The 23,382-nt window shown below is 70.7% G+C and carries 20 protein-coding genes; 9 read left to right on the top strand and 11 right to left on the bottom strand.

Features of this window, described 5'->3' with window-relative positions; genetic code table 11:
* The first annotated feature begins 85 nt into the window (after positions 1 to 85).
* The 6 genes from pdhA (at position 86) to OG707_RS19180 (ending at position 7,126) form a co-directional block, all read left to right on the top strand.
* Positions 86 to 1,243 (top strand): pyruvate dehydrogenase (acetyl-transferring) E1 component subunit alpha, encoded by a 1,158-nt coding sequence (gene pdhA / locus OG707_RS19205; RefSeq protein ID WP_329119905.1) that lies wholly within the window; start codon positions 86 to 88, stop codon positions 1,241 to 1,243.
* A gap of 2 nt (positions 1,244 to 1,245) precedes the next feature.
* Positions 1,246 to 2,226: an alpha-ketoacid dehydrogenase subunit beta gene (locus OG707_RS19200; protein ID WP_329119904.1), complete on the top strand. Its 981-nt coding sequence runs from the start codon at positions 1,246 to 1,248 to the stop codon at positions 2,224 to 2,226.
* A 14-nt stretch (positions 2,227 to 2,240) separates the two neighbouring features.
* Positions 2,241 to 3,596: a dihydrolipoamide acetyltransferase family protein gene (locus tag OG707_RS19195; protein ID WP_329119903.1), complete on the top strand. Its 1,356-nt coding sequence runs from the start codon at positions 2,241 to 2,243 to the stop codon at positions 3,594 to 3,596.
* Between the two features lie 67 nt (positions 3,597 to 3,663).
* A complete protein-coding gene (locus OG707_RS19190) occupies positions 3,664 to 5,109 on the top strand; it encodes a M1 family metallopeptidase (RefSeq protein WP_329119902.1) in 1,446 nt (481 codons plus the stop codon).
* 74 nt (positions 5,110 to 5,183) lie between these two features.
* Positions 5,184 to 5,837 (top strand): GntR family transcriptional regulator, encoded by a 654-nt coding sequence (locus OG707_RS19185; protein ID WP_329119900.1) that lies wholly within the window; start codon positions 5,184 to 5,186, stop codon positions 5,835 to 5,837.
* A complete protein-coding gene (locus tag OG707_RS19180; protein WP_329119898.1) occupies positions 5,834 to 7,126 on the top strand; it encodes an MFS transporter in 1,293 nt (430 codons plus the stop codon). Before OG707_RS19185 ends, OG707_RS19180 begins: the two co-directional genes overlap by 4 nt.
* Position 7,127: 1 nt before the next feature.
* Here the strand turns inward: OG707_RS19180 and OG707_RS19175 are convergent, their stop codons facing one another.
* Positions 7,128 to 7,952 (bottom strand): maleylpyruvate isomerase family mycothiol-dependent enzyme, encoded by an 825-nt coding sequence (locus OG707_RS19175; protein WP_329119896.1) that lies wholly within the window; start codon positions 7,950 to 7,952, stop codon positions 7,128 to 7,130.
* A 179-nt stretch (positions 7,953 to 8,131) separates the two neighbouring features.
* On the opposite strand from OG707_RS19175, the gene OG707_RS19170 reads away from it, so the two are divergent.
* Positions 8,132 to 8,926 carry a carbon-nitrogen family hydrolase gene (locus tag OG707_RS19170; protein ID WP_329119894.1) on the top strand — a complete coding sequence of 265 codons (795 nt, stop codon included), beginning with the start codon at positions 8,132 to 8,134 and terminating at the stop codon, positions 8,924 to 8,926.
* A 200-nt stretch (positions 8,927 to 9,126) separates the two neighbouring features.
* Positions 9,127 to 11,256 carry a lectin-like domain-containing protein gene (locus tag OG707_RS19165; RefSeq protein ID WP_329119893.1) on the top strand — a complete coding sequence of 710 codons (2,130 nt, stop codon included), beginning with the start codon at positions 9,127 to 9,129 and terminating at the stop codon, positions 11,254 to 11,256.
* 69 nt (positions 11,257 to 11,325) lie between these two features.
* Here the strand turns inward: OG707_RS19165 and OG707_RS19160 are convergent, their stop codons facing one another.
* The 6 genes from OG707_RS19160 to OG707_RS19135 all read right to left on the bottom strand — a co-directional run bounded on the left by OG707_RS19160 (position 11,326) and on the right by OG707_RS19135 (position 16,392).
* Positions 11,326 to 12,285, bottom strand: a complete 960-nt coding sequence (locus OG707_RS19160) for an FKBP-type peptidyl-prolyl cis-trans isomerase (protein WP_329119892.1) — start codon at positions 12,283 to 12,285, stop codon at positions 11,326 to 11,328.
* Between the two features lie 137 nt (positions 12,286 to 12,422).
* Positions 12,423 to 13,418 carry a hypothetical protein gene (locus OG707_RS19155; protein ID WP_329119891.1) on the bottom strand — a complete coding sequence of 332 codons (996 nt, stop codon included), beginning with the start codon at positions 13,416 to 13,418 and terminating at the stop codon, positions 12,423 to 12,425.
* 122 nt (positions 13,419 to 13,540) lie between these two features.
* Positions 13,541 to 14,380, bottom strand: a complete 840-nt coding sequence (locus tag OG707_RS19150; protein WP_329119890.1) for a hypothetical protein — start codon at positions 14,378 to 14,380, stop codon at positions 13,541 to 13,543.
* Between the two features lie 46 nt (positions 14,381 to 14,426).
* Positions 14,427 to 14,717 carry a hypothetical protein gene (locus tag OG707_RS19145; protein ID WP_329119889.1) on the bottom strand — a complete coding sequence of 97 codons (291 nt, stop codon included), beginning with the start codon at positions 14,715 to 14,717 and terminating at the stop codon, positions 14,427 to 14,429.
* A gap of 102 nt (positions 14,718 to 14,819) precedes the next feature.
* Positions 14,820 to 15,767, bottom strand: coding sequence for a hypothetical protein (locus OG707_RS19140; protein WP_329119887.1), 948 nt, complete (start codon positions 15,765 to 15,767; stop codon positions 14,820 to 14,822).
* A gap of 115 nt (positions 15,768 to 15,882) precedes the next feature.
* Positions 15,883 to 16,392: an LURP-one-related/scramblase family protein gene (locus tag OG707_RS19135; RefSeq protein WP_329119884.1), complete on the bottom strand. Its 510-nt coding sequence runs from the start codon at positions 16,390 to 16,392 to the stop codon at positions 15,883 to 15,885.
* A gap of 75 nt (positions 16,393 to 16,467) precedes the next feature.
* On the opposite strand from OG707_RS19135, the gene OG707_RS19130 reads away from it, so the two are divergent.
* Positions 16,468 to 18,258, top strand: a complete 1,791-nt coding sequence (locus tag OG707_RS19130; protein ID WP_329119883.1) for an NHL domain-containing thioredoxin family protein — start codon at positions 16,468 to 16,470, stop codon at positions 18,256 to 18,258.
* A 12-nt stretch (positions 18,259 to 18,270) separates the two neighbouring features.
* Here the strand turns inward: OG707_RS19130 and OG707_RS19125 are convergent, their stop codons facing one another.
* From OG707_RS19125 to OG707_RS19110, 4 genes are all read right to left on the bottom strand, one after another.
* Positions 18,271 to 18,966 carry a DUF4232 domain-containing protein gene (locus tag OG707_RS19125; protein ID WP_329119881.1) on the bottom strand — a complete coding sequence of 232 codons (696 nt, stop codon included), beginning with the start codon at positions 18,964 to 18,966 and terminating at the stop codon, positions 18,271 to 18,273.
* Positions 18,967 to 19,058: 92 nt separating this feature from the next.
* On the bottom strand, positions 19,059 to 21,704 hold the full coding sequence (locus OG707_RS19120; protein WP_329119878.1) for an AfsR/SARP family transcriptional regulator: 2,646 nt from the start codon (positions 21,702 to 21,704) through the stop codon (positions 19,059 to 19,061).
* Between the two features lie 52 nt (positions 21,705 to 21,756).
* Positions 21,757 to 21,978, bottom strand: coding sequence for a DUF6458 family protein (locus tag OG707_RS19115; protein ID WP_329119876.1), 222 nt, complete (start codon positions 21,976 to 21,978; stop codon positions 21,757 to 21,759).
* A gap of 102 nt (positions 21,979 to 22,080) precedes the next feature.
* Positions 22,081 to 23,370 carry a M18 family aminopeptidase gene (locus OG707_RS19110; RefSeq protein ID WP_329119874.1) on the bottom strand — a complete coding sequence of 430 codons (1,290 nt, stop codon included), beginning with the start codon at positions 23,368 to 23,370 and terminating at the stop codon, positions 22,081 to 22,083.
* Positions 23,371 to 23,382 lie beyond the last annotated feature (12 nt).

Genomic DNA, 23,382 nt, shown 5'->3' with positions numbered 1-23,382 from the left:
CACCCCGTGCGGGGGCAGAGGACAACAGGCGAGCCGCACTGGTCACCGGCGAACCCGGGGACCGGACCGACGGAGGAGCACGCACGTGACCGTGGAGAGCACTGCCGCGCGTAAACCGCGACGCAGCAGCAGCAAGCGCGCAAGCAGCGCAGCCGCCAAGCCGCCACAGAGTTCCGAGCCCCAGCTCGTACAGCTGCTGACGCCCGAGGGCGAGCGCGTACGGCACCCCGACTACGACGTGGAGCTGACCCACGACGAGCTGCGCGGTCTGTACCGGGACATGGTCCTGACCCGCCGCTTCGACGCCGAGGCCACCAGCCTCCAGCGCCAGGGCGAACTGGGCCTGTGGGCGTCCCTGCTCGGCCAGGAGGCCGCGCAGATCGGCTCGGGGCGGGCCACCCGCGAGGACGACTACGTCTTCCCGACCTACCGCGAGCACGGCGTCGCCTGGTGCCGCGGGGTCGACCCGACCAACCTGCTCGGCATGTTCCGCGGCGTGAACCACGGCGGCTGGGACCCCAACACCAACAACTTCCACCTCTACACGATCGTCATCGGCTCGCAGACGCTGCACGCGACCGGTTACGCGATGGGCGTGGCCAAGGACGGCGCGGACTCCGCGGTCGTCGCGTACTTCGGTGACGGCGCCTCCAGCCAGGGCGACGTCCTGGAGTCCTTCAACTTCGCGGCCGTCTACAACGCCCCGGTCGTCTTCTTCTGCCAGAACAACCAGTGGGCGATCTCCGAGCCCACCGAGAAGCAGATGCGCGTGCCGCTCTACCAGCGCGCCCAGGGCTTCGGCTTCCCCGGCGTACGGGTCGACGGCAACGACGTCCTGGCCTGCCTCGCCGTGACGAAGGAGGCGCTGGAGCGCGCCCGCAGGGGCGAAGGGCCCACGTTGATCGAGGCGTTCACGTACCGCATGGGTGCGCACACCACCTCCGACGACCCCTCCAAGTACCGCAACGACGACGAGCGCGTCGCCTGGGAGGCCAAGGACCCGATCCTCAGGCTCCAGCGCTATCTGGAGGCCGAAGGCGCCGCCGACCAGGCGTACTTCGACGAGCTCGAGGCCGAGAGCGAGACCATGGGCAAGCGGGTGCGCGAGGCCGTGCGGGCGATGCCCGACCCGGACCCCCTCGCCATCTTCGAGCACACCCACGCGGACGGCCACGCACTGGTCGACGAGGAGCGCGCGCAGTTCGCCGCCTACCAGGCGTCCTTCGCAGAGGAGGGCAACTGATCATGGCTGCGACCAAGATGCCGATCGCCAAGGCGATCAACGAATCGCTGCGCAAGGCGATGGAGAACGACCCCAAGGTCCTCATCATGGGCGAGGACGTCGGCCGTCTCGGCGGCGTCTTCCGCGTCACCGACGGCCTCCACAAGGACTTCGGCGACGGCCGCGTCATCGACACCCCGCTCGCCGAGTCCGGAATCGTCGGCACCGCGATCGGGCTCGCGCTGCGCGGCTACCGGCCCGTCGTGGAGATCCAGTTCGACGGCTTCGTCTTCCCCGCGTACGACCAGATCGTCACGCAGCTCGCGAAGATGCACGCCCGCGCGCTCGGCAAGATCAAGCTCCCCGTCGTCATCCGCATCCCGTACGGCGGCGGCATCGGTGCCGTCGAGCACCACTCCGAGTCGCCCGAGGCGCTGTTCGCGCACGTGGCGGGCCTGAAGGTCGTCTCGCCTTCCAACTCCTCGGACGCCTACTGGATGATGCAGCAGGCCATCCAGAGCGACGACCCGATCATTTTCTTCGAGCCCAAGCGGCGCTACTGGGACAAGGGCGACGTCGACACCGACGCCATCCCGTCCCCGCTGCACAAGGCGCGCATCGCCCGTGAGGGCACGGACCTGACGCTCGTCGCGTACGGGCCGATGGTGAAGGTCTGCCTGGAGGCGGCCGCAGCGGCGCAGGAGGAGGGCAAGTCCCTCGAGGTCGTCGACCTGCGCTCGATGTCGCCGCTCGACTTCGACACGATCCAGTCCTCGGTGGAGAAGACACGGCGCCTGGTCGTCGTGCACGAGGCTCCGGTCTTCCTCGGTACGGGCGCGGAGATCGCCGCCCGCATCACCGAGCGGAGCTTCTACCACCTGGAGGCGCCCGTGCTGCGGGTCGGCGGGTACCACACGCCGTATCCGCCGGCGCGTCTGGAAGAGGAGTACCTGCCGGGCCTGGACCGGGTGCTCGACGCCGTCGACCGCTCGCTTGCGTACTGAGGAGCGCCGTGACCATGACTACACAGAACCCAACGCGCTTCCGAGAGTTCAAGATGCCCGACGTGGGCGAGGGACTGACCGAGGCGGAGATCCTCAAGTGGTACGTCGCACCGGGTGACACGGTGACCGACGGCCAGGTGGTGTGCGAGGTCGAGACGGCGAAGGCCGCCGTCGAACTCCCCATCCCCTTCGACGGTGTGGTGCACGAGCTGCGCTTCCCCGAGGGCACGACGGTCGACGTCGGCCAGGTGATCATCGCGGTCGACGTTGCTCCCGGATCCGCCGAGCCGGTGGTGGCCGCCGCAGTGCCGGAGCCCGCCACGGAGGCCAAGCCCGCAGGCCGCCAGCCGGTCCTCGTCGGGTACGGGGTCTCCGAGTCCTCGACCAAGCGCCGCGCCCGTAAGGACGTTCCTGCGCAGCCCGAGACGGAGAGCGCCCCCGAGGGCACGTACTACTCCAACGGCAGTGCGCCGGCCGCGAACCGCCCGCTGGCCAAGCCTCCGGTGCGTAAGCTCGCCAAGGACCTGGGCATCGACCTGGCGACCGTCACGGCCACCGGGCCCGACGGCATCGTCACGCGTGCGGACGTGCACGCCGCGGCAGCGCCCGCGCCCGCCGCGACGCCGGCTCCCGTAGCAGTGGAGCAGGCGCCGGTCACGGAGCGTGTTTCACGTGAAACACGCATTCCCGTCAAGGGAGTTCGCAAGGCGATCGCCCAGGCGATGGTCGGATCGGCCTTCACCGCGCCGCACGTCACCGAGTTCATCACGCTCGATGTGACGCGGACGATGAAGCTCGTCGCCGAGCTGAAGGAGGACAAGGAGCTCGCGGGTCTCCGCGTGAACCCCCTCCTGCTCATCGCCAAGGCCCTCCTGGTCGCGATCAAGCGCAACCCGGAGGTCAACGCGGCCTGGGACGAGGCGAACCAGGAGATCGTGCAGAAGCACTACGTGAACCTGGGCATCGCCGCGGCCACCCCGCGCGGTCTGATCGTCCCGAACATCAAGGACGCGGACGCCAAGACGCTGCCCGAACTGGCCGCCGCGCTCGGCGAGCTGGTCTCCACGGCACGCGAGGGCAAGACGTCCCCCGCGGCCATGCAGGGCGGCACGGTCACCATCACCAACGTCGGTGTCTTCGGCATCGACACCGGTACGCCCATCCTCAACCCGGGCGAGTCCGCGATCCTCGCGGTCGGTGCGATCAAGCTCCAGCCCTGGGTCCACAAGGGCAAGGTCAAGCCGCGTCAGGTCACCACCCTGGCGCTCTCCTTCGACCACCGCCTGGTCGACGGCGAGCTCGGCTCCAAGGTTCTCGCCGATGTGGCGGCCATCCTGGAGCAGCCCAAGCGCCTCATCACCTGGGCCTAGCAGTCGGACCCCGCGACGGATCGATTCTCCGTCGCGGGGTCCTTCCGCAGTGCGCCATGATGCGCGCATGCGTGAACCTCACAGACGTTTCATAGCCGCCGCGCTGAGCCTCGGCCTGGCCGCCGCCTGCGCGGCCTGCTCCCCCGACGACAGCCCGTCCGCGGACGCCAAGCCGTCCAGCTCGAAGAAGGCGTCTCCTTCGGCAACTCCCGTACGGGGAACGCCCGGTGCGACCGGGCTGCAGGACTCGATCTACCCGTCCTCGGGCAACGGCGGCTACGACGCGATCCACTACGACCTGGCCCTGAACGTGGTGCCCAAGACCAGCGTGGTCCTCGCCGGCACCAGCACCATGACGGCGAGGGCCACCCAGGACCTCTCCCGCTTCAACCTCGACCTCTCCGGCTTCACCGTCAAGACGGTCACGGTCGACAACAAGAAGGCCGCCTTCACCCGCGCCGGTACGGAACTGACCGTCACCCCCGCCCAAGCCCTCGCCAAGGGCGCGGAGTTCAAGGTCGCGGTCACGTACGGCGGCAACCCCAAGAGCCTCAAGCGCAAGGGCGAGACCGAGGAGGGCTGGCTCACCACGGACGACGGCGCCCTGGTGATGGGCGAGCCGCTGGGCGCGATGACCTGGTACCCGGTCAACGACACGGTCCGGGACCCGGCGACGTACGACATCGCCGTGACCGTGCCCATGGGCCTGACAGCCGTCTCGGTCGGCACGTATGCCGGGAAGGACGGCAACACCTTCCGCTGGCACGACGAGGACCCGACCATCCCGTATCAGGTCACCCTCGCCGTCGGGAAGTTCGAGCTGTCCACCAGCACGACGAAGTCCGGAATCCCGGTCGTCAACGCCATCGACCCCCGCCAGAACCCCAAGGCCCGCACCTTCGTGGCCAAGATCCCCGAGATCATCGCCTGGGGCGAGAAGCGCTTCGGCCCCTACCCCTTCCACTCGGCGGGCGCGATCGTCGACCACGACCCGAAGCTGGGCGTCGCGCTGGAGACGATCGGGCGGCCGCTGTACGGCAAGGCGCTGGACCCGGAGGTGATGGTCCACGAGTACGCGCACATGTGGTTCGGCGACTCGGTCCGGCTCTCCGACTGGTCGGACATCTGGCTGAACGAGGGCTTCGCGACCTATGCCGAGTGGCTGTGGAGCGAGGACCACGGCTCGTACTCGGCGAAGCAGTGGTTCGACCACCTCTACGAGATCCCGGCGGGCGACAAGCTGTGGGCGTACCCGCCGGGCAAGCCGGTCAAGGGCAGCCAGGTCTTCGGCCTGCCGGTCTACTACCGGGGCGCGATGGTCCTCCACCAGGTGCGCAAGGCCGTCGGTGACAAGGCCTTCTTCAAGATCCTCAAGACGTGGACCGCCGAGCGGAAGGGCACGTCCGCGACCACGGCGCAGTTCATCGCGCTCTGCGAGAAGACCTCTGGAAAGCAGCTGGACAAGGTCTTCGCCACCTGGCTGTACGGAAAGGGCAAACCGGCCAGAGGCTGACAGAGCGCACGGGTCCGTGTCCGTATCGCGGACCCGTGCTTCTGATGCACCTCTGTTGTATCTATCCTGTCCGCATGCCTGCCGCCCCCGCCAAGCAGCCCCCCGCTGCCGACCGTGTCTACGCACACATCAAGCAAGCCGTACTCGACCGCCGCTACGAGGGGGGCACCCTCCTCACCGAGGGCGATCTCGCCGAGGCCGTCGGCGTCTCCCGCACCCCCGTGCGCGAGGCGCTGCTCCGGCTGGAGGTCGAGGGGCTGATCAAGCTCTACCCGAAGAAGGGCGCGCTCGTCCTCGCCGTCTCCGCGCAGGAGATCTCCGACGTGGTCGAAACCCGGCTGCTGGTCGAGGAGTTCGCCGTACGCAAGGCCGTGCCGCCGAGCCCGGCTCTGATCGCCCGCCTCGAAGAGCTCCTGGAGCAGCAGAAGGAGCAGGCAGCGGCCGGGGACCTGGCCGAGGTGTCCGTCACCGACCGCTGTTTCCACGCCGAGATCGTGCGCAGCGCCGGCAACCAGATCCTCTCGCGCCTCTACGACCAGCTGCGCGACCGGCAGTTGAGGATGGGCGTCGCGATCATGCACGCCCACCCCGACCGCGTCACCAAGAACGTCACCGAGCACACCGAGATCCTCGACGCCATGCGCGCCGGGGACACGGAGGAGGCGGTCGCCGTCGTCCACCGCCATGTGGGCCGGGTGCGGAATCTGGTCTGGGGTGAGGTCCGATGAGCGCCGCCCTCCCCGGTGATCCGCCGGGCGGCCGGCGCGCGGCCGCGATGTGGGGCATCGGCGTCGCGGTCTACTTCGTCGCCGTCATCTTCCGCACCAGCCTGGGCGTCGCGGGCCTGGACGCCGCCGACCGCTTCCACGTCAACGCCTCCGCGCTCTCCACCTTCTCCATCCTCCAGCTGCTGGTCTACGCGGGCATGCAGATACCCGTCGGCCTGCTCGTCGACCGCCTGGGCGCCAAGCGGGTCCTGACCTTCGGGGTCGTCCTCTTCACCCTCGGCCAGCTGGGCTTCGCCTTCTCGCCCTCGTACGGCATGGCCCTCGCATCCCGCGCCCTGCTCGGCTGTGGCGACGCGATGACGTTCATCAGCGTGCTGCGGCTCGGCACCCGCTGGTTCCCCGCCCGTCGCGGACCGCTCGTCGCCCAGCTCGCGGGCCTGGTCGGCATGGCGGGCAACCTCGTCTCGACCGTGGTCATCTCCCGGGCGCTGGGCAGCATCGGCTGGACGGCGACCTTCGCGGGCAGCGCCGTCGCCGGGGCCGTGGTCCTGGTCCTGCTGGTCCTCTTCCTGAAGGACCACCCCGAGGGTCACGAGCCGCCGCCGGCGCAGCACGCGGGTTCCGTGTACGTACGGAAGATGATCGCCGCCGCCTGGCGGGAGCCCGGCACCCGGCTCGGTCTGTGGGTGCACTTCACGACGCAGTTCCCCGCGATGTTCTTCCTGCTGCTGTGGGGGATGCCCTTCCTGGTGGAGGCCCAGGGCCTCTCGGAGGCGACCGCGGGCGAACTCCTCACGCTGGTCGTGCTCTCCAACATGGTGGTGGGTCTCGTCTACGGACAGATCATCGCGCGCCACCACGCGGCCCGGCTGCCGATCGCGCTCTCCACGGTCGGCGCGACCGCGGTGGCCTGGGCGGGCACGCTCGCGTACCCCGGTGAACACGCCCCGATGTGGCTGCTGGTGACGCTCTGCACGGTGCTCGGCGCCTGCGGTCCCGCCTCGATGATCGGCTTCGACTTCGCGCGCCCGGCCAATCCGCCGGAGCGTCAGGGGACGGCCTCGGGCATCGTCAACATGGGCGGCTTCGTGGCCTCGATGACGACGCTGCTCGTGGTCGGTGTACTGCTCGACGCCACCGACGACAACTACCGGGCCGCCTTCTCCTGCGTCTTCGTGCTGCAGGCGGTCGGCATCACCCAGATCCTTCGGCTGCGCTCGCGCTCGGCGCGCAGGGAGCGGGAGCATCTGGCGCCGAGCCGGGTGGAGGCCGTGCACGTCCCGGTATAGGTCAGGGCGTGACCGCGAACTCGCGCAGGATGGCCGCGGCCAGGTCCTGGTCGCCCTCGGCCTTGATCCGGTCCGCGACCGCCGCGGCCCGCACCCGGCCCGTGGCGAGGCGGAAGTAGGTCTCCCAGTCCATGACGATCGTGGCGAGCGGTCCCAGCGAGGGGGCGCCGTCGACCGTGCCGCGGCCCTCCGCGTCGATGCGTACCGTCCGCATGAACTCGACCGGGCCGTGGATGTCGAAGACGATCGCCGAATTCGGGGGCGCGCCCGCGTCCTTGGCGACCACCTTCGGCAGCACGGCCAGGAAGTTGTCGCGGGCGACGTAGGCGCCGGGGGAGTCGAGGTTGCCGGGCTGGTTCAGCGCCGTGCGCAGGTCCTGCTCGTGCACCCAGACGTCGAACGCCCGCATCCGCAGGGCGAGTTCGAGGGTGGTCTCCGCGCCGAGCGGGGCGCGGACCTTGGTCTCGGGCTGGCGGTTCTCGTTCCGCAGCTGCCGCTGGCGGCGGATGATCGTGTACTCGAGGTCCGCGGTCATCTCGGGCCCCGTGTGGTGGCGGCGCACGTCGACCTGCATCTCCATGTACCGCTGGTGCTCGGTCTTCACGTGGTAGAGGTCGCGCGGCAGGGTGTGGATGGGGCGCGGGTCGCCGAGCTGCTCGCACTCGACCCCGATGATGTGCGAGACGAGGTCGCGCACCGACCAGCCGGGGCAGGGGGTCGCGCGGTTCCACTCGCCCTCTACGAGCGGTCCCACCAGCTCGGATATCGCTTCGATGGAGTGGGTCCAGGCGTCGGCGTAGGGCTGGAGGCTTGGGTGGACGGTCAACGGGACCCCTCGGAGCGGTGTTCTGCGGTACGCGGGCTGGGTGTCTTGAACGGCGTTTGCGGGGGTCTGGGGGCCTCCCCCAGAACGGCACAGTACGCTGCCCAACGGCACCCCGGCAGTGCTTTCGTGTGACGATCGTAGGCCTGTGTTGACGGCTCGAATGCCAGGACGGTGGTAGTGTGCGCGCCTCTCTCATCCAGATCGACGTAAACCCGGACGAATCTCCCAATTCCCGTAGGCAGCGCGTTGCTTCACTGGTACGGGAGCAGTCGGCCGCCGACCTCGTCGTCCTCCCGGAGCTCTGGCCCGTGGGCGCCTTCGCCTTCGAGACGTTCGCCGACGAGGCCGAGCCCCTCGAAGGTCCGACGTACGAGGCGATGGCCAAGGCGGCGTCCGACGCCGGAGTCTGGCTCCACGCCGGCTCGATCGTCGAACGAGACCCGGACGGGCCCCTCTACAACACCTCGCTCGTCTTCTCCCCCGACGGTGAACTCGCCCGCACGTACCGGAAGATCCACCGCTTCGGATTCGACCGCGGCGAGGCCGTCCTGATGGCCGCGGGCGAGGAACTGGTCACCGTACGGCTGCCGGAGACCACCCTGGGCGTGGCCACCTGCTACGACCTGCGCTTCCCCGAGCTCTTCCGCGGCCTCACCGACGCGGGAGCCGAGATGCTCGTGATCCCGGCCGGCTGGCCCGAGCGCCGCCGCGCCCACTGGTCGCTGCTCGCCCGCGCCCGCGCCGTCGAGAACCAGGCGTACGTCCTGGCCTGCGGCACCGCGGGTACGCACGCCGGGGTCGAGCAGGCCGGCCACTCCGTCGTCGTCGACCCCTGGGGCGAGGTGCTCGCCGAGGCGGGCTCGGGCGAAGAGGTGCTGACCGTCGACCTCGACCCCACGCGACCGGCCGCCACCAGGGAGGAGTTCCCGGCCCTCAAGGACCGTCTTCTCGGTCTGGGTACGCCCCGCCGCTGAGCCGTTCCCGGGGTCCTTCACCCTCTTGGTCTCCGCGGATCGCGGATGCCCCTGCCCGGTGTTCTGATGATCGAAAAGTTGTCACCGTGCGCATCTGCGTACGTACGCAGCGTAATCATCGGACCTGTGGCAGGGCGTGGCGCGCCCGAGAGAGGCACCCAATGACGGACACCGGACACAGTCGGCGAAGGGCGAGACGCATGTCTCGCCTCTCCGCCCCGCTCGGCCTTGTTACCGCGGCAGCCGTGGGCCTCGGCCTCGTGGCACCGCAGGCGGCCTCGGCACGTGAGCTGGGCAACGAGGCCTTCAGCGGCGCCTCGGTCGACGGTTCGAAATGGTTCAGCTCCTCCGAAGGCGCCGACGACCCGTCGGGCTGGGCCTGTCTGACCGCCGCGGCCGGCGACAGCGGCCCGCTCAAGGCCTGCCCCGGCGGTGCCGTGGGCGACGCCGCGGGCAAGGGCGCCCTGCGGCTGACGGGGAACAAGAAGAACCAGAACGGCTTCGTCGTCTCGCAGAACGCCGTCCCGGCCAACGCGGGTCTGCGGCTCACGGCCGACTTCGCGGAGTACGCCTCCAAGAGCGTGAAGCCCGCGGACGGCATCGCCATCATGCTGCTCGACGGTGCGGCCTCCATGCCCAAGACCGCCGGCAAGTTCGGCGGCGGCCTCGGCTACACCGGCATCACCGGCGGCTACCTGGGCATCGGCCTCGACACGTACGGCAACTTCATCACCAAGGGCTTCGGCGACGGCGGCAACGAGTCGGGCGACCGTGCCCCCAACTCGATCACGGTCCGTGGCGCCACCTCGGTGAAGAACCCGTACATCTCGAACTACCCGTCGAAGCGCTCCCTCGACGTGGCGTCGGCGGGCTCGCGCCAAGAGGCCGTCCGTACCGTCCGGGTCGAGCTGTCCACGGCCGGCCGCCTCTCCGTCGCCATCGACTTCCATGACGGCGACGGCATGGAGAACAAGATCGATAGCTTCGATCTCAACACCATCAAGAACCAGCCCAAGATGCCGAGTTCGCTCCGTATCGGGCTCGCCAGCGGCACCGGCGACTACAACGAGATCCACGAGATCTGGAACGCGAAGGTCGAATCCCTCGACCCGAAGCTGTCCACCAAGACCGTCGCGGACGGTCCGGTCGTCGCGGGCCAGGACGCCACGTTCACGATGACGACGGACAACGACCCGACGGCCGGACCCACGGCCGAAGAGGTCACCACCGTCCAGACCTTCCCGAAGGGCATCACGCCCACCGCCGCCTCCGGCGACGGCTGGAAGTGCACGGTCGTCGGCCAGACGGTCACCTGCAAGCGGCCCGGCACCGGGGCCGACGCCCTGCAGCCGGCCAAGAGCTACCCGCCGGTCAAGGTGACCACCAAGACCGACGCGTCCATCAAGGGCGACGTCCCCGTCACCTCCTCCGTGAGCGACGCCGACGGAAAGCAGCAGACCCCGTCGACCGACCTGATCACGGTCAGCCCGGCCAAGGACCCGAGCCTCGTCGTCACGGCGAAGCCGGTCGGCGAGGTCGTCGGCGGCCAGAACGCCACGTACCAGGTCGACGTCACCAACAAGCCGGACGCCGGTGTCACCAACGGCGAGGTCAAGGTCGTCCGTACGTTCCCCGCGGGCATCACCCCCGTCACCGCTGTCGGTGACGGCTGGACCTGCGACATCGCGGGCCAGACGGTCACCTGCACCCGCCCGGGCACCGGCGCCGACGCGCTCAACGCCGGCTCCGGCTACCCGCCGATCTCCATCGGCACCAAGGTCGACGAGGGCGCCAAGGGCGACCTGACCGGTACCACCACGGCGTCCGCCGGCGGCAACCCGGGCACCCCGGTCAAGGACACGACCACGGTCAAGCCGGCCCCGGTCAAGGACCCGAGCCTCTCGGTCGAGGTCAAGCCCGAGGGCAAGGTCGTCGCGGGCAACCCCGCCACCTTCGGCATCACCGTCAGCGACGCGCCCACCGCGGGTCCGACGCGCGACGAGGTCACCGTGACCCGGACCTTCCCGGCCGGTGTCACCCCGAAGTCGGCCTCCGGCGACGGCTGGAAGTGCTCGGTCAACGGCCAGACGGTCACCTGCTCGCGCCCCGGCACCGGGGCCGACGCCCTGCAGCCGGGCAAGAGCTACCCGCCGATCAAGGTCGTGACCGACGTCGACGGCAAGGCCAACGGCCAGCTGGAGGGCACCACTTCGGTCGGTACGGCCGGTGACCCGAACAGCGACAACAAGGTCACCGACACCTTCGTGGTCGTCGACGACCCGAACGCGGACATCTCCTGCGGCGGCTGGATCCGCAGCGTCTGCCAGTAGTCACCGCACCCTGTGACACGGAGGCCCCCGGGAGCAACTGCTCCCGGGGGCCTCTCGGTTCGTACGGGTTCAGCGCCGGTCGAGGATGTCGAAGACGTACGCGGCCGCCTTCCCGGGCGGCGCCGCCACCCCGCCCTTGGTCATCTTGAAGTGCGGGCTCTGGTCGTCCGGCACCGTGAGCAGCACCCGGCTGCCGACCCGCTGCCCCTTGAGGCCGTCGTACCAGCCCGGCAGCATCGAGTCGCCGCCGTGCACCACGAAGCCGTTCGGCCCGCTCCTGAGGTACGTCGAGCTGAACGACGTCGGCTTGCCCCACTCGAAGCCGGTGTACTGCAGGACCACCGTGTCCCCGTCGGCGATCTTCCCGCCCTGCCCGGCGACCAGCGTCCGCGTCCCCAGCGTGCGCGGTGCGGCGCCCCAGTCGGAGAGCTTCGGCTCCTCGCCCGTGGTGACCGTCACGGAGGGCCCGTTCTGCTCGCCCTTCTTCGAGTCCCCGGCAGCGGGCCGCTGCTCTCCCGATACCTGCTGCTTGGGGTCGTATCCGCCGATCACGTCGAAGACGAGCACCATGTGGTCGCTCGGCGAGACCTGGGCCGGCGCCATGCCGCCGGGCCCGAAACCGTGCGTGGCCGGGGTGACCAGCAGGACACGGCTGCCCGCCTTCCGGCCGAGCAGCGCCTGGTCCCAGGTGCGCGAGACGTGCTCGCCGTCCAGGACCGCGGTGGTCGGCTGGTCGAGGCGGTAGGTGTCCATCAGGGGCCTGTTCTGCTCCCACACCCGCATGTCCACCTGCGCGACGACGACCTGGCCCTTCTTCGTCTCGGCCCCGTCGCCGTCCTTGAGGACCTTCATCCGGGCGCCCTTGGGAGGTGGGAACGAGGGGATCTGGACGGTCGGACGGGTGCCGAACGCCCCGGTCACTTTCGGAATGTTCTGCGGGTCGGGATCTGAGCAGCCGGCGGCGGCGAAAGCCAGAACGGCGAGCGCGGCAAGGGCGGTGGGGGCGTGGTGACGGCGGCGGGCGGGCACCGGCGGTCCTCCTTCGGGCGGGGCAGTGGCACCACCCACAGTTGCCCGCGCGGCGGGCCCCGGACCGCAGCACCCGCGAAACGCCCGATGCCGTACGCCCGTTCGGCGTACGGCATCGGGGGACCATCAGGCCGCGGCTACCAGCAGGCGGTCCGGCCGGCGTTGCGGAACGCGCCGACGACCTGGGCCGGCGGGGCGAACGGCGTGCAGTTGACCGACTTCGCCGGAGCGCCCGATCGTACGGCCGAGGCCTTGGTCGTCAGCGCGAACTTGTCCGTGCGCGCCGCGTCCCGGATGACGGCCGCGTGCGCCACGGTCACATCGGCGACCTCGGTGCCCAGCACGCTGGCGTGGATGCCGGTGACGTAGCCGCTCGTGGCCTTCGGGTCGAACTTGTAGTGACCGTCGGGGCCCAGGGTCGGCATGCCCTTGCTGTCCGTCGTCACCTGTTCGTTGGTGGTGGCGGTGGCCAGCGGCGGCTTGCTGTAGTCCTCCGGGATGCGCACACCCAGGTTGGTCGCCCAGATCGGCGGGATCTCGATGATCCTGGCGCCGGCGACCGAGATGTAGCCGCGGGCCGCGCCGCCGGTGAAGGCAACTGCCTTGCCGGGCTTGCTGTACGCGGAGACCGTGATGCCCTCGACGTGCACACCGAGCGGCGAGAGCTGGGTGCCGCCGAGCGGGTTCTGTACGTACGGGACGCCGACGTCCACCGCGGCGCCACCGGCGTCCGCGTAGGCCTCACCGCGTGCCGGGATCGCCGTGCCGCCCGAGACGGTGTTCGGGTGGCTGTGCCCCATCGCCCGGCTGTACAGCGCGGAGACCTTGCCGATGCCGATGCCGCCCGGAGCCAGGTCCACCAGCTTGTTGCCGCCGGCCTGCTGCGTCGGCGCCTTCGGGGTGGACGGGTAGTGCGACTCGAACAGCGCGGTGTCGAGGATGCTGCCGAGGCCCTTCACCCGGGCCACCCAGGCGTCAGCCTGCAGGCAGTCGGTCGTGTCGACGACGGTGCCCCAGTCGTCGGCACCGACCGGCGCGTTCGCGGTCGCCGGCGTCGCGACAGCCGTCACAGCCGTGAGAGCGAGACCGGCCGTCAGCAGGGCGTTCGCCCTTGAGGTGCGCCATGAAGCCATGACCACCCTCTCTTTCCATTCGTACGGTGGGGAGACGGCAGCGGCCACGACATTCGGCCACTGATAGTCATACATTCGCTACACTGTGCGACCTTCGCACGTCGGGGCACCCATCCGGGGCGCTACCGCCCCAGGGCCGCCGCATGGCCGACCGTCAGGTCCACCGGCTCGGTGCCGAGGACGGTCACATGCACGGCGTTCACATAGCCGCTGGCCGCTGCCGGGTCGGGCCGGTAGCGGCCGGTCGGGTCGAAGGTCGGCACGCCGCGGCTGTCGGTGGTGATCTGCTCGTTGAGCGTCACCAGCAGCCACGGCGCCTTGCGGCGGTCGGCCGGTACGCGCATGCCGTGATTGACCGGCACGGGCTTGCCCTTGGCGAAGGTGTGCAGCCGCTTGCCGTCGGCGGACAGATAGCCGTCCTTGACGGACGCCCTGAGCGCGACGGGCAGGCCGGGGCGCGCGGTGGCGCTCGCGGTGACGTCCTGCAGCATCAGCCCGAACGGGGACAGGGCGACCCCGCCCTTGGGGTTCTTCACGTACGGCAGCCCGAACGCGACCTCGCCCGCCTGCGAGCGTGCGCGGGCGCCGCCGCCCGCGGTGGGCAGGGTGGTGGTGCGGACGCGGGCGACGTAACCGAAGTCCTCGCTCCCCGACGTCATTTCCAGCTGGCTGTCGTCCGCAGCCTTCAACTCCTGCGCTGCCTCGGGCAGTTCGGGGTAGTGCGCCTCGCCGAGGCGGATGTCGGCCTTGCGGTTGCGGTCCAGGATCCGCAGCAGCCAGGCGTCCGCCTGCCCGGACTCGGTGGTCTGGACGACGGTCCCCCAGCCGAGGGCGGCAGCGCTGCCCGGCTCGTCGCCGTCGTACGCGGTGACCGGAGTGGCGGCGGCGGTGGGGACCGCCGCGAGGAAAGCCGCCGCGACGAGTGGTGCGATCCGGGCGGCGCCGGGGATCAGTACGGCCATGGCAGAGGTGCTCCTCGTGCGGAGAGATCGGGGCGAGAGCTGCGTGTTACCGGTGCGGGACCCAGGACCAGGCGAACTTCCAGGCCTCGTCGGCGATGTCGAACGCGCCGTGGACGATCTTTTCGACGCCGGAGGCGGGGCCGTCGGACTGGTCGGGGGTCTTCTCCTCGACCGGGGCCTTCGGCAGGCCCTCCTCCGTCGTCTCGATCCCGCCGGGCGGCGGGAAAGGCGGCGGCTCGGCGGCGGCCGCGAACGACGGTCCTGTCAGTACGAGAGCGGCCGAGGCCAGCGCCAGGGCCAGGGGGCGTGCGGAGGGGCGGTGGAGCGAAAACGGCATGGGGGTGCCCTTCGAGGGGACCGGGGGCGGGGGTTCCCGGCCGCGCCGACGCGCACGTGCGGACGCGGCGGCACGGCCGGGAAGTGCTGCGGGTTCAGGCGGTTACGGCCTGGGCTCGAAGATGCTGTCGAGCCAGGTCGGCAGCTTGGGCACCTTCGGAGCGAGCATGTCCGTCTTCGCGGGGTCGCGGATGACGGCGGCGTGTCCGACGGTGACGTCGGCCACCTCCGGGCCGAGGACGCTGGCGTGGATGGCGGTCACGTAACCGCTGGTCGCCTTCGGGTCGTACTGGTAGTGCCCGTCCTTGCCGAGGGTCGGGACGCCCTTGTTGTCCGTCGTCACCTGCTCGTTGGTGCTGGCCAGGGCGAACGGGGACTGGCTGTAGTCGGCGGGGATGCGGGCGCCGAAGTTGACCGGCCACAGCGACGGGATGTCGATGATCCGGTTGCCGAGCACCGAGATGTAGCCGCGCGCGGCGCCGCCGTCCAGTTCCAGGGCCTTGCCCGGGCGGGACATCGCGTGGATCCGGATGGCGTCGACGTGGACGCCGATGGCGGACAGCTGGGTGCCGCCGGTCGGGCTGTCGACGTACGGGATGCCGACGTCGACCGAGGCGCCGCCGGCGTCCGCGTAGGCGACGCCCGGGGCGGGCACCGTCTCCTTGCCCGAAATCGTCGCCGGGAGAGCATTGCCGAGGGAGCGGGAGAACAGGGCGGATGCCTTGCCGAGGCCGACACCGCCGACGGTCAGGTTGATGAGGCCGTTGCCGCCCGCCTGGTCCGCCGGGGCGGTCGGGGTGGCGGGGTAGGCCGACTCGAAGAGCCGTGCGTCGACGACCTTGCCGATGCCCTGGACGCGGGCCACCCAGGCGTTGGACTGGATGCCGTCGGGGGTTTCGACGACTGTGCCCCAGTCGCCGCTGTCAGGGCCTGTGATGGGTGCCGAAGCAGAATGCGCGGCGCCTGCGGCCGTGATGGCCGTCGCCAGTGCGAGTCCAGCGGCCGTGACGGCACGCAGACCCGTGGTGCGCCATGCGTTTCGCTTGCTCATGGCCACCCACTCCTTCCAATACGGGATCGGCCGATGAGTCGGCCACTGTCCGTAATCGGAGCATTGCGCAGAGTGAAGCGCACGTGGTGGGTGCCATCCGGGTCAGCCCCGGCACTCAGCCCTCGCCGTGGCCGACGCGCCCGTCCTCCTTCTCCGCCATGTGGATCACGCAGACCGCGACGGCGATCATCAGCGCGATGTCCGCGTCCTCCCGGACCACGTCCACGGCGTACGTCTCGCGGACCCGGAACCACTTGCGCGAGACGAGGGCCAGCAGCTCGTCGTCGTACTCGATCTTGAACTCACGGTCGAAGATCTTCCCGCTGACGTCGAGCTCGGTGCCCTCGTTGAGCTTCACGCGGTAGTGGTCGCGCAGCAGCGAGAACTTCTTCTTCCGGATGGTCGCGAGCTCCTCGTCGTCCCGTTCGAGGGTCATCGCGTCCCGGATGGAGAGCATCTTCTCCTTGATGGTGATCAGGGACCGCCCCGACCGGTCCTTGATCTCCAGGGTGTCCCGGATCCGCATGACCTTGCCGTCGACGAAGAAGGCCTTGTCACCGTTCTGGTCTTCGATCCAGTAGTCGTCACCGATGTCGAAGATCTTGTCGCGCACGAGGAATTTCATAGGGGCAGGCCTACCCCCTGGGGGGCGGTTCGCACCAGACGCACGACCGTTCCGGGCTAGTGGCAAGCTTGAAGCATGAACGATGTGACTCCCGCCCCCCGCCGTACCCGTGTCCGCGCCCCCGAGCTCGTCGGCAAGGGTGGCTGGCTGAACACCGGGGACAAGAGCTACACCCTCGCCGACCTGCGCGGACGCATCGTCATCCTCGACTTCTGGACCTTCTGCTGCATCAACTGCCTGCACGTCCTCGACGAGCTGCGCGAGCTGGAGCAGAAGCACAGCGACACCGTCGTGATCATCGGCGTCCACTCCCCGAAGTTCGTGCACGAGGCCGAGCACGCCGCGGTTGTCGACGCGGTCGAGCGCTACAACGTGCACCACCCGGTCCTCGACGACCCCGAGCTCACCACCTGGAAGCAGTACGCGGTCCGCGCCTGGCCCACGCTCGTCGTCGTCGACCCCGAGGGGTACGTCGTCGCGCAGCACGCCGGCGAGGGGCATGCGCACGCCATCGAGAAGCTCGTCGAGGAGCTGGAGGCCGAGCACGGGGCGAAGGGGACGCTGCGGCGGGGCGACGGGCCGTACGTCGCGCCCGAGCCCGTCGCCACCGATCTGCGGTTTCCCGGCAAGGCGCTGCTCCTTGAGAACGGGAACTTCCTGATCTCCGACTCGACCCGGCACCAGCTCGTCGAGATGGCCGCCGACGGGGAGACCGTCGTACGGCGCATCGGCGGCGAAGGGGTCTTCAACGAGCCGCAGGGGCTCGCGCTGCTGCCCGACGGGAAGATCGCCGTCGCCGACACCGTGAACCACGCCATCCGCACCTACGACCCGGCCACCGGCGACATCGCGCTCGTCGCGGGCACCGGCAAGCAGTGGTGGCAGGGGGCGCCCACCTCCGGGCCCGCCCTGGACGTCGCGCTCTCCTCGCCCTGGGACGTCGCCTGGTTCGGCGGGCGGCTGTGGATCGCGATGGCCGGCGTGCACCAGTTGTGGACGTACGACCCCGAGAGCGGGACCGTCGAGGTCGCGGCCGGGACGACGAACGAGGGGCTGGTCGACGGGCCCGGCGCCGAGGCCTGGTTCGCCCAGCCCTCCGGTCTCGAGGCGACCGAGGACCGGCTCTGGGTCGCCGACTCCGAGACGTCCTCGCTGCGCTTCGTCGATCTGGACGGGGCCGTGCACACAGCCGTCGGCAAGGGCCTCTTCGACTTCGGGCACCGGGACGGGGCGGCCGACCAGGCGCTGCTCCAGCACCCGCTGGGTGTCACGGCGCTGCCCGACGGCTCGGTCGCGGTCTCGGACACGTACAACCACGCGCTGCGGCGCTTCGACCCCGCGACAGGTGAAGTCACCACGCTCGCAACGGACTTGAGGGAGCCGTCCGACGCGGTCCTCGTCGGCGACGACATCGTGGTCGTGGAGTCCGCGCGCCACCGGCTGACCCGGCTGCGGCTGCCCGAGGAGGCGGTACGGGTCGAATCCGTCGCCCACCGCACCCAGCGCGCGGCGACCGATGTCGCCCCGGGGAAGCTGGAGTTGGACGTCATCTTCCAGGCGCCCGCCGGGCAGAAGCTCGACACCCGCTACGGCCCCTCGACCCGGCTGCTCGTCTCCTCGACCCCGCCGGAGCTGCTGCTCGCGGGCGAGGGTACGGACACCGACCTCGCCCGCACCCTGGAGCTCAACCCCGACATCACCGAGGGCGTTCTGCACGTCTCCGCGATGGCCGCGTCCTGCGACGACGACCCGGAGAACGAGTACCCGGCCTGCCACATGCACCAGCAGGACTGGGGCGTCCCCGTCCGCGTGAGTGCGGACGGGGTGACACGGCTGCCGCTGGTGCTGGCCGGGATGGACGGCTGATCCCGGGCGGGATCAGAAGTCGAAGGGCTTGACCGGGTTCCAGGAGTAGACCTCGATGCCGTCGGCGGAGTCGGCGTAGTACGCCTTGCCGGTGTTGAGGGTGACGAGCTTCGCCGAGTCGTCCACGTTGTTCATGTAGAGCGACATGCGGATCGAGCTGAAGCTCAGGTCGCTCGTGCCCTCGGGGAAGAGCTCCAGCGCCGCGTAGACGTGGCTGCCCGCCTTCAGGGTCAGCGGCTGCGCGGGCTGCGAGTCCTTCTTCGAGTGCGGTACGTCGCCGTTGGCGGCGCCCGGGGTGATGATCGGGAACTTCTGCAGGGTGCAGGAGGAGCCGGTGTTGTTGGTCGCCGTGATCAGGATGTGGTCGCCCTGCTTGCCCGCGTTCTTGTGCTCGGTCGAGTACGTGAGGGCGCCGACCTGGCACTCGGGGGTCTTCGCCGTCGAGGTCGTGCCGCCGCCGGTGGTGCCGCCCGTCGTCGAGCCCTTGCTCTTCGACGAGGCCTGGTCCGCCGCCTTGCCGGTCGAGGTGTCGTCCGTACCGCCCGAAGTCTGCTTCGACGCGCCGTCGTTCGTGGTGGCGGTCTGTGAGGCGGTCGCGCTGCCCGCGTCCTTGGTGCCGGAGTCGCTGCCGCCGCAGGCGGTCAGGCCGAGCGAGAGGGCGGCGACGGCGGCGACGGCCAGGACGGTGTTCTTGCGGTAGGTACGCACGGTGGTTCTCCCCGTTTTCGACTGCGGTCAGTGCACGTTTTCGGTGTTGACTACAGCTTCTGGGGCCGCGCTGCCGTCCCGCTTGCGTTCCGCTAACGATCCGCTGGCAGCCGCGACAGCAGGTCTGTGGCCTCCGCCACACCCTCGGTGAAACCGGCCGACTCGGCTCCCCGTATCGCCTGTCTCAGCTGGTCAGCGGCCTCTTCCGGCCGTCCGACACCGGCCAGCGCCTGCCCGCGCGCGATCCTCAGCTGGACCTGACCGATCACCGCGTCGGGCGGCAGGAGTTCATCCGCGCGAAGAACATGCGTGAGCGCCGCCTCGTACGCCTGCGTCTTCAGACAGTGCCGCGCCAGATGCTGCAGCGTCAGCACCTGCGTCGCCGGATGCCCCGTCTGTACCGCGAGCGAGACCGCGTGCGACATCAGCAGCCCGGCGCGCTCGTGTTCGCCCGTGCCGTCCAGGACGACCGCGAGATTGACGTACGCGACGGCCTCACTGACCACATCGCCCGCCTGCGCGGCCAACTCCGGTGCCTGCTCCAGATGTACGAGGGCTTCCGCGTCCCTGCCCTCCTCGTGCAGCACCCACCCCAGCAGCGCCCGCGCCCGCGACTGCGCGTCCGCGTCGCCCTCCTGCACGGCCGAGTCGAGCCCGGTGCTCAGGAGCGGCGTCCAGCCGTCGCGGATGCGCCACAGGATCAGCGGCCACTGCAGCAGGGCGAGCCGCCAGGCCCGGTCGTGCAGGCCGAGGGAGACGGCTGCGGCGACTGCTCCTTCCAACGCCGCTCGTTCGGCCTCGTACCAGGCGAGCGCGGCCGACCGGTCCTCGAACTCCCTTGTCGCGGCGGGCCGTCGGGCGTCGGCGGGCAGCGTGCAGCAGGGCTGGGAGCCGGGTTCGGCGGCGGCGTCGGCCGCGAGACCGGTGTGCAGGTAGTGGTCGAGGAGGCGCGGGAGGCCCTCGGGGTCGGCCTGCGGCGCGAGGGAGCGGGCGTAGAGGCGTACGAGATCGTGCGGCGTCCAGCGGCCGGGCACCGACTCGGTGAGCAGATGCGCGGCGGCGAGGCGGTCCAGGGCGGCGGAGGCCTGCGCGGGGGAGGTCCCGGCGAGTGCGCCCGCCGCGAACCGGTCCAGGTCGGGCCCGGTGTGCAGTCCGATCGCGCGGAACATCCGGGCGGCGGACTCGGGCAGCTGCTGCACGGTGAGGCCCAGGGCCGCCGAGACCCCGGTGTCCTCGATGTCCAGGAGCGCCAACCTGCCCTGTTCGCATGCCAGTTCACCGGCCATCGCCTCCAGCGTCCACTGCGGACGCTCGGCCAGCCGGGCCGCGGTCACGCGCAGCGCGAGCGGCAGCCCGTCGCAGAGCGCGGCCAGCTGCAGGGCCGCGGCAGGCTCGGCGGCGACGCGCTCCTCGCCCAGTACGGCGGCGAGGAGCCGGGTGGCATCGGCCGCCGGAAGGTGCCCGAGCGGCACCGGACGGGCCGCGTCGGAGGCGATGAGCCCGCCGAGCCGGTCGCGGCTGGTGATCAGCGTCGCGCAGTGGTCGCCGCCGGGCAGCAGCGGGCGCACCTGCTCCGAGGAGCGGGCGTTGTCGAGTACGACGAGGAGCCTGCGGTCCGCGGTGAGCGAGCGGAAGAGCGCGCCCATCGCGTCGGCGTGCTCCGGGATCCGCTGGGCCGGGGTGCCGAGCGCGACGAGGAACTCCCGCAGTACGGCGGCCGATTCGGGCTCCTGCGTCTCGCTGAAGCCGCGCAGGTCGGCGAAGAGACGCCCGTCGGGGAAGTCGGCGCGCCGCTCGTGCGCCCAGTGCACGGCGAACGCGGACTTGCCGACCCCGGCGGGTCCGGTGACCAGAGCGACGGGCGCGTCCCCGCCCGCCACCGCCCGTGCCAGGACGGCCAGTTCGTCTCCGCGCCCGGTGAAGCCGCGCGGCGGGCGGGGCAGCAGTTCGGGGACGGGGGCCTCGGCGGCGGGGGCCGGGCGCTTCTCCGTGGCCGGTTCGGCGGCGCGCAGGATCGTCGCGTACGCCTCGCTGAGTGTCTCGCCCGGGTCGACCCCGAGCTCCTCGGCGAGGAGGCGCCGGGTGCGGTGGTACCAGTCCATGGCGTCCGACTGCCGCCCCGACCGCCCGAGCGCCAGCATCAGGGCTGCCGCCAGGGACTCGCGCAGCGGATGCGTGACGGATTCCGTACGGAGCACGGCGGCGGCCCGCGCATGCTCGCCGAGCTGCCCGTACGCGGCGGCGAGGGCTTCCACGGAAGCCAGCCGCAGCTCCTCGAGACCGTTCGCCGCGGCCTCCAGTGGCCGGCTCTGCACGGTGCCGGTGAGCGCGGGCCCCTGCCAGACGGAGAGCGCCTCGCGCAGCATCTGAACGGCGTCGGCGGGCTGGCGCTGCACCCGGGCGAGCGCGACGAGCTCCTCGAAGCGGTGGGCGTCGACCAGCGATTCGGGCATGCGCAGGATGTACGCGGAGCCCTGGGTGGCGAGTTCGACCCCGTACGCCTCCGCGCCGTGCTCGGCGAGCAGTGCGCGGAGGCGCGAGACGTGGCCCTGCAGAACGGTCTTCGAGTGGGTCGGCGGCTCGTCCTCCCAGAGGGCGGCGGTCAACTGCTCGACCTTCACCGCCGTGTTGGGCCGCAGCAGGAGCATCGCGAGGAGGCTGGAGCGTTTGGCGGGCCCGAGGGGTATGTCACCGTTCTCGGTCGCCACGGCGACCGAACCCAGCAGCCGGAACTCCACCGATGACTCCTCTTTGATCCCCTGTTCCCCGGAGATCGAGGATACGCGGGGGTCACAGGCCGTGCCGACGCTCCTCCTCGATCAGCGTGGACTGCGTGGCGACCGGCGGACGGCGGCGGCGCAGCACGCTCGTGTAGACGCAGATGCCGATGAATCCGACCAGCATCATGATCAGTCCGACCACGTCGAGATTGACGCTCTGGACCTTCCAGTCCGTGGCGAAGGTCAGGATCGCGCCGACCGTGACCAGGAGAATGCAGCCTCCCAGGCCCATGCGAATCGCCTCCAGGGTTGATTGGCTGTAGCGGGCTACGGCTGCGGGTACCCGCAGCCACAACAACCAATCAACCCAGCGGCGTTGTTAAAACAGGCACAGTCAGCCCTCCAGGAACGCCACCAGTGCGTTGGCCAGCAGGTACGGGTCGTCGGCCCCGCACAGCTCGCGCGCGCTGTGCATGGAGAGGATCGCGACGCCGATGTCGACGGTCTTGATCCCGTGGCGCGCGGCGGTGATCGGACCAATGGTCGTCCCGCACGGCATCGCGTTGTTGGAGACGAAGTGCTGCATCGGCACCCCGGCCTTCTCGCAGGCCTCGGCGAAGACGGCCCGGCCGCTGCCGTCGGTCGCGTACCGCATGTTCACGTTGACCTTGAGGATCGGTCCGCCGTTGGCACGCGGGTGGTGCGTGGGGTCGTGGCGCTCGCTGTAGTTGGGGTGCACGGCGTGGCCGGTGTCGGACGACAGACAGACGGTGCCGGCGAAGGCGCGGGCCTTGTCCTCGAAGCTGCCGCCGCGGGCGAGGACGGAGCGCTCCAGGACCGTGCCGAGCAGCGGGCCGTCGGCGCCGGTGTCGGACTGCGAGCCGTTCTCCTCGTGGTCGAAGGCGGCGAACACCGGGATGTGGTCGAGCTTCTCGCCGGCCACGGCGGCCAGCGCGGCCGTGCACGCGTGCACGGAGAGGAGGTTGTCCATACGCGGCCCGGCGACGAGCTCCTGGTCGCGGCCGAGGTACGACGGCGCCTCGATCGAGTGGACCATCAGGTCCCAGCCGGTCACGTCCGCGGCGGCGACGCCAGCCTCCTGCGCGACGTAGGCGATGAGGTCGCCCTCGTGCACGTCGCCCAGGCCCCAGATGGGCTGCATGTGGCGCTGCTTGTCGAGCTTGAGGCCGTCGGTGTTGGCCGAGCGGTCCAGGTGGACGGAGAGCTGCGGCACGCGCAGCAGCGCGCGGTCGATGAGGACGAGGCGGTGCGATCCGTCGCGCAGGGTGAGGCGGCCGGAGAGGCCGAGGTCGCGGTCGAGCCAGGTGTTGAGCAGCGTCCCGCCGTAGATCTCCACGGCCACCTGCCGCCAGCCCTCGGTGCCCATGTCGGGCAGCGGCTTCACGCGCAGGTTGGGGGAGTCGGTGTGGGCTCCGACGATCCGGAAGGGGGTGTGCGCCTCGGCGCCCTCGGGGACGTACCAGGCGACGATCGCGCCGCCGCGCAGCACGTACTTCCCGCCCGTGGAGGCGTCCCACGCGTCGGTCTCGGCGACCTGACGGAAGCCGGCCTTCTCCAGCCGCTCGGCCGCGTTCGCCACTGCGTGGTACGGCGACGGGCTGGCCGCCAGGAAGGACATCAGGTCGTCGGTGTGACCGCGGTCGAAGCGGATAGCAGTGCTCATGAACTCCAGCCT

The organism is Streptomyces sp. NBC_01465 (assembly GCF_036227325.1).
Taxonomy (GTDB): domain Bacteria; phylum Actinomycetota; class Actinomycetes; order Streptomycetales; family Streptomycetaceae; genus Streptomyces.
The sequence above is the reverse complement of the archived record's forward strand: the minus strand, read 5'-3'. Positions and strand labels throughout refer to the sequence as shown.